Raw genomic sequence first — 4,817 nt, 5'->3', positions numbered from 1 at the left:
CCCAGCGAGAAGCCTTCCGCCAAGCCGATCTGGTCGGACACGTATTTCCCGATTGCCCCGCCGACGCTCCCACCGTTCTGCATCGACCAGTCACGCAGGCTGCCCCGGGCATGGTCGATCGAGGTCTCCGCCTTATCGATCCATTGGCCGGCCCCCGCGACCGCGTCGTCAAGGAGTTGACGGCTCTGTCGATAGTTTTGAACCAACCGATCGACACCACCACGATCACCGCGACAATGATGATTGTCGCCAGCGTGCTGCAATGCCCACTACTCGGCGGCGGCGGAGGCGGCGGAGGCGGCGCAATCGTCGGCAGCCCCCGCGTCGTGCTCCCCGCGATCTCCGTGCTGTTGTACGGCTTGTACGTTGTTGCGTCGTTCTGGTTCGTCTGCACTTCCGGGATCGTCAGATCCTGGCCGACCGCCAGCTCGGCATCGCCGCTGATCGCGTTGGCCTGAGCGATGACGTACCAGAGGCTCGCGTTGCCGTAGACCGACTGCGCGATCGACTTGAGCGTATCGCCACTCTGCACCACATAGCCCGAGGTCGGGCCGCTGGAGAACGCGGTGACCTGGGTCAGTACATCCGCCGTGCCTGCTTCGTCGTAGTGCGCGACCTGCGCGCCATTGACGTAGACGTAGTGCTGGTTCTTGAAGCCGGCGCTCGCCGCGGTGCCCTGGTCGATCGCCGTGCCGTTGGCCGTGCCGTCGCGGCGCTCGATGATCTGGCCGTTGGCGTCAAAGGCGAACGACGCAACTAAGCGCCAGCAAACCCTATGCCCAACTCAATGAGTCGAGATAGCTAACCTAATCGGCGATAGACCTCACAGGATGGCCCGAGGAAACAATCGATGCAGGCACAGACGATATTGGGAGATACGGCATACTTAATGCGCGAGCCACAACTTCCCCGTCCGTCATCGAATCGGGGTTTTCAGCAATAAGCGAATAAGCTTGAATCGGATCAGGGCATCCGGCGCAAAAATTCTCTATTACCTGCTCTAACCCTCTCTGGGTCAGCGCGCACTCTCTGGGATTTGAGATACTGGCCATCACTTCAAGAAGCTGAACCTTGGGTAACAGTCGTCTGCTTACCGTAATCCTAACGGACACCACTATTGCTCGAAACTTAGAGATCCGCCACTAAGATCTCGAAATTCCTCGCGGTTATAATCAACCATCGCTAAAAACCATTCTTCAAAGTCAGAAAATCTATCGACCAGTCTACCAGCAAACCAGTAGATCACCCCCGGCTCGTCTACCGTCTCAGGAGCCATCGCAAAGACGTCGATGTCAACCGATGAGACTGCCACAGGCAGTAAAGACCTTCGCCACTCGACCGAGAAGTTTGGATCCTCGGAAGCGCCTAATAGCATGTGACCTCTCGCGAGCCGAGTGCCATTTGCATAATCCGCCGTACCCAATATGTCGACTCGCTGATAGAAGCCCTCCCACCCGTCGGCGCATAGGAGAAATTCCTTATGGCTAGAAGAAAAACCTCGACCGAGGATCTGCTCTGCGCTGTGTATAGTCTCGGGGGAAGCCCCCACCCGGGGCAGCGTATTCGGCCATAGTCCGTCTCGATCAGCCTCAGCAATTTTAGCCTTGACCAAATGGGCAATTACGAGCTCACGCTTCCAGTCCATCAGAGATCATCCACAAAAATAAATCGGGTCGGTTTGTAACCGATGGGATAGCGCCCAGCCTGCCCACCAAGGCTAGAGTTTATGCTGGGATCGAGATCTTGCCAAAACGGCGCCTTAGGCCTTGCACTCCAGGTCGTGTCGGGCACATGCCCGACGACTCCTTCATAAGGTGTTCCAGCCATTTCTGCAAACTTTCTCTCGAGTTCCGCCGCCCTCGATGCCTGCCGCCGCGTTTGTCCCATAGTCGAAATGCGCCCTGTCGGAGACATGTACCCCTCGTCAATCGCGAGATTCGCGAGCTTTGCATACTCCCTGATCTGCGCGACCTGCGCGGATGTAGCTCCCTCCGGAGCCGTGAGAACTACCGGTCCAGACGTAGTGTCGCCAGGACTCAAGACTTCCTGTCGGATCAAGTCCCGTTTGTATGCGTCAAATGCTTTTGAACTATGGGCTGAGTCTTCAACGTCATGCGTTGAACCGACCATGTTGTTAGCACCGGCGCTTGCAGCCTCCTCCGCCGCCCGAGCCGACGCAGCCGCCTCATCCGCCGCCCGAGCAGCAGTCTCGACCTTACCCAGCTTCCCGGCCAGGAACGGAGTGACCGCACTCCCCACCTCGAAGATCCCCCGGCCGAAGGCCTTCGGCAAATCACCGGCCGCCAGGTCCTTCCCGTACTCCTGCGTGAACCCGTCCACCAGCGCCCTGGTGTTTGCCAACGACTGCTGCGGATTGGTCAGCCAGCGGGTCACATCCACCACGGAATTGAGCGTATCGATCGTGCGATAGGTGCTCTTCACACGGTCAATGTTGCGCTGACTGTCCAGCGCCCATGTCACCGGGTTGACCAAGTCGGATGCCGACACGGCCAGGCTCACCGTGCCTGTCACGGCATGGGCTGCGCTGATCGAGAAGCCTTCCGCAAACCCGATCTGGTCGGACACGTAGTTCCCGATCGCCCCACCGATCGCCCCGCCGTTCTGCATCGACCAGTCACGCAGGCTGCCCCGGGCATGGTCGATCGACGTCTCCGCCTTATCGATCCACTGGTTGGCTCCGGCGATCGCATCGTCCACCCACTGGCTTCGCTGCCGGACGCCTTGAACCAACCGATCGCCCACGCTACCGAAGAAGCTCGTATCCGCCTCGCGATTGGCCGTGACGGTCACACCCTCCAGATTGACGGTGTTGAAGTCCGTCGCCGCGGGTGTGAGCAAGGTCGGAGCGGTGATGTAGTCCGTACTGGCGGGCAACGGCCGCCCGTCCAGTGCTGCGCTGATCGCGTCCCGGGCGACTTCGATCTGCGACGCCCCGTAATACGTGCTTTGCACGCCTTCGCGGGTGGCGCTGTCGAAGATCGACTGCACCTGCTGCGCGACCCCACGCTGTTCCGGTGTACCGCCCATCGCGCGCTGTTGTACCTGGCTCATGCCCGCAACGAGTGGCCCCAGATCCTTCGCGCTGTAGGCACCGTTCACCGGCGTACCAAGGTCCGAGGTATCCGTGTAAGCGATCCAGTTCGCACGTGACGTGCCGAGGGCCTCGACCAGCGGGGCCTCACTCGCACCAAGGTATGGATCACGCGACGCCAGCGATGCCACACCCTGGCGGTTGTACGCCCCCAGCAAATCCGTCGGATCGACACTGTGACCGGCCAGTCCCAGGTTGTCGTACGCCGTGCTGTCCCTACAGAGCCTTTGATGCTGGCTTACTATGCGCGAACTCGATAACTGGCACCTGCGTGTCTACGAAAGCTGGGGCGGTCCACTTAATGCAAGCGGCAACTTCAAGCCGCTTAAGCTTCTGACACAAACTTATGTAACGCCCACATGTAGCGAGCGTTGACTCGCATGTGGTCAATCTACGGATTGACCAAGCTCCCATTGCCAGTCATCGGCAATAATTTCAAGATAATCATCGTGCCCCAAAATAATGATATGACGCAAAGACCTCCGATCTAGCCCTAGTTCACGAAGCCAAATTGAGTGCTGCACTTCATACACCCCGGGATCCGGACAAATGCCCGTAGTACGCCATTGGGCGTCAATGCGCTTGACGTTATCAGACACTTTCTCGCCAGGGAGTAACCCGCCTGGCACGGCACTCCAGTCAAAATCGCGTTCTGACAGAACCTCGATGTCTGATACCGCGTGGCAAACCCGAGAGTCCAGTCCGCCAAGAAAACTGACTCGAACCATTTGGAATCGACCCAGTGTGCGGCCGTCCTCCGGAGTGAATGCGTCCGGCACGCCTATACGCTTTGGAACTGAGTTAGGAACTGAGGGCAACTGATGCTCTCGATCATTGAAGTGGCCAATGAAGGTTGCGGACGATGGCTTACGGTCATGCCCTACCTGCAATTTGAGATGAGGGACTGACGGACTGACCTGCCATGGGACTGTGGCAGGCAACAGCTTTTGCGGGGGGAATGACATTATTCGCTTCCTGGAATCTGAATAATTCTTATCACCTGCAAGTTCTGCTGGCTAGGGGTGACAGGAACTCGCGGACCCGGCAACGGCGCATTGGAAACGATCGGCTCTTCTCGCAAACGGCGCAATAGCGCCCTGCTTGGACCGATGATCGTAACGTTTGTTGGCTGCATGCCTGCTTCACTGAGCGCAGAGAGAGACCTTGTATTTGCCGATACAAGCACACCATCTTCACCATAGTAAAACGCCTGAATAGGCAGCTGATCTGGACTCAAAATTTTCGCCCGGAGATCTGCCGCCACGTCGCTTATCGGCTGACCAGCAAGGTAGGCCGGCGGCCCGCTTCCGTCTGACTTGAGAGGACTGAATGTTTCGCCAACACGGCGCTGACCAAACATAATAGTCGGACGATCGGCACCTCCTGCAACACCAGAAGAATTCGTAACTTTCGTGCTTGGAACACTTGAATCGCGGAGCACGTCAGGACGATTCGCCGCCGCAGCCTCCTCCGCCGCCCGCGCCGACGCAGCCGCCTCATCCGCCGCTCGAGCCGCCGTCTCGACCTTACCCAGCTTCCCGGCCAGGAACGGAGTGACCGCACTCCCCACCTCGAAGGCCCCCCGGCCGAGGGCCTTCGGCAGATCACCGGCCGCCAGATCCTTCCGGTACTCCTGCGTGAACCCGTCCACCAGCGCCTTGGTGTTTGCCAACGACTGCTGCGGATTGGTCAGCCAGCGGGTCAC

At 58.9% G+C, this 4,817-nt stretch carries 5 protein-coding genes and 1 pseudogene; 1 reads left to right on the top strand and 5 read right to left on the bottom strand.

Annotated elements, in window-relative coordinates; all coding sequences use genetic code 11:
* Window positions 1-458: hypothetical protein (locus tag B5X73_RS21455; protein ID WP_254857349.1), on the top strand; the 458-nt coding region annotated here is incomplete at its 5' end.
* On the opposite strand, the pseudogene B5X73_RS21450 reads toward B5X73_RS21455, so the two are convergent.
* The 5 genes and pseudogenes from B5X73_RS21450 to B5X73_RS21150 form a co-directional block, all read right to left on the bottom strand.
* Window positions 458-532, bottom strand: a pseudogene (locus B5X73_RS21450) (peptidoglycan-binding protein); the annotation flags it as partial. The gene B5X73_RS21455 and the pseudogene B5X73_RS21450 sit on opposite strands and share 1 nt — an antisense overlap.
* 582 nt (window positions 533-1,114) lie before the next feature.
* Window positions 1,115-1,645 carry an SMI1/KNR4 family protein gene (locus B5X73_RS20460; RefSeq protein ID WP_079523096.1) on the bottom strand — a complete coding sequence of 177 codons (531 nt, stop codon included), beginning with the start codon at window positions 1,643-1,645 and terminating at the stop codon, window positions 1,115-1,117.
* Window positions 1,645-3,243 carry a hypothetical protein gene (locus tag B5X73_RS20455; RefSeq protein WP_139382874.1) on the bottom strand — a complete coding sequence of 533 codons (1,599 nt, stop codon included), beginning with the start codon at window positions 3,241-3,243 and terminating at the stop codon, window positions 1,645-1,647. Before B5X73_RS20455 ends, B5X73_RS20460 begins: the two co-directional genes overlap by 1 nt.
* A 255-nt stretch (window positions 3,244-3,498) precedes the next feature.
* On the bottom strand, window positions 3,499-4,077 hold the full coding sequence (locus B5X73_RS20835) for a hypothetical protein (RefSeq protein WP_139382873.1): 579 nt from the start codon (window positions 4,075-4,077) through the stop codon (window positions 3,499-3,501).
* The coding region (locus tag B5X73_RS21150) for a hypothetical protein (protein ID WP_176167912.1) at window positions 4,077-4,817 on the bottom strand (741 nt) is incomplete at its 5' end. The genes B5X73_RS20835 and B5X73_RS21150, both read right to left, overlap by 1 nt.

The organism is Luteibacter sp. 22Crub2.1 (genome assembly GCF_900167995.1).
GTDB classification, from domain to species: domain Bacteria; phylum Pseudomonadota; class Gammaproteobacteria; order Xanthomonadales; family Rhodanobacteraceae; genus Luteibacter; species Luteibacter mycovicinus.
The sequence above is the reverse complement of the archived record's forward strand: the minus strand, read 5'-3'. Positions and strand labels throughout refer to the sequence as shown.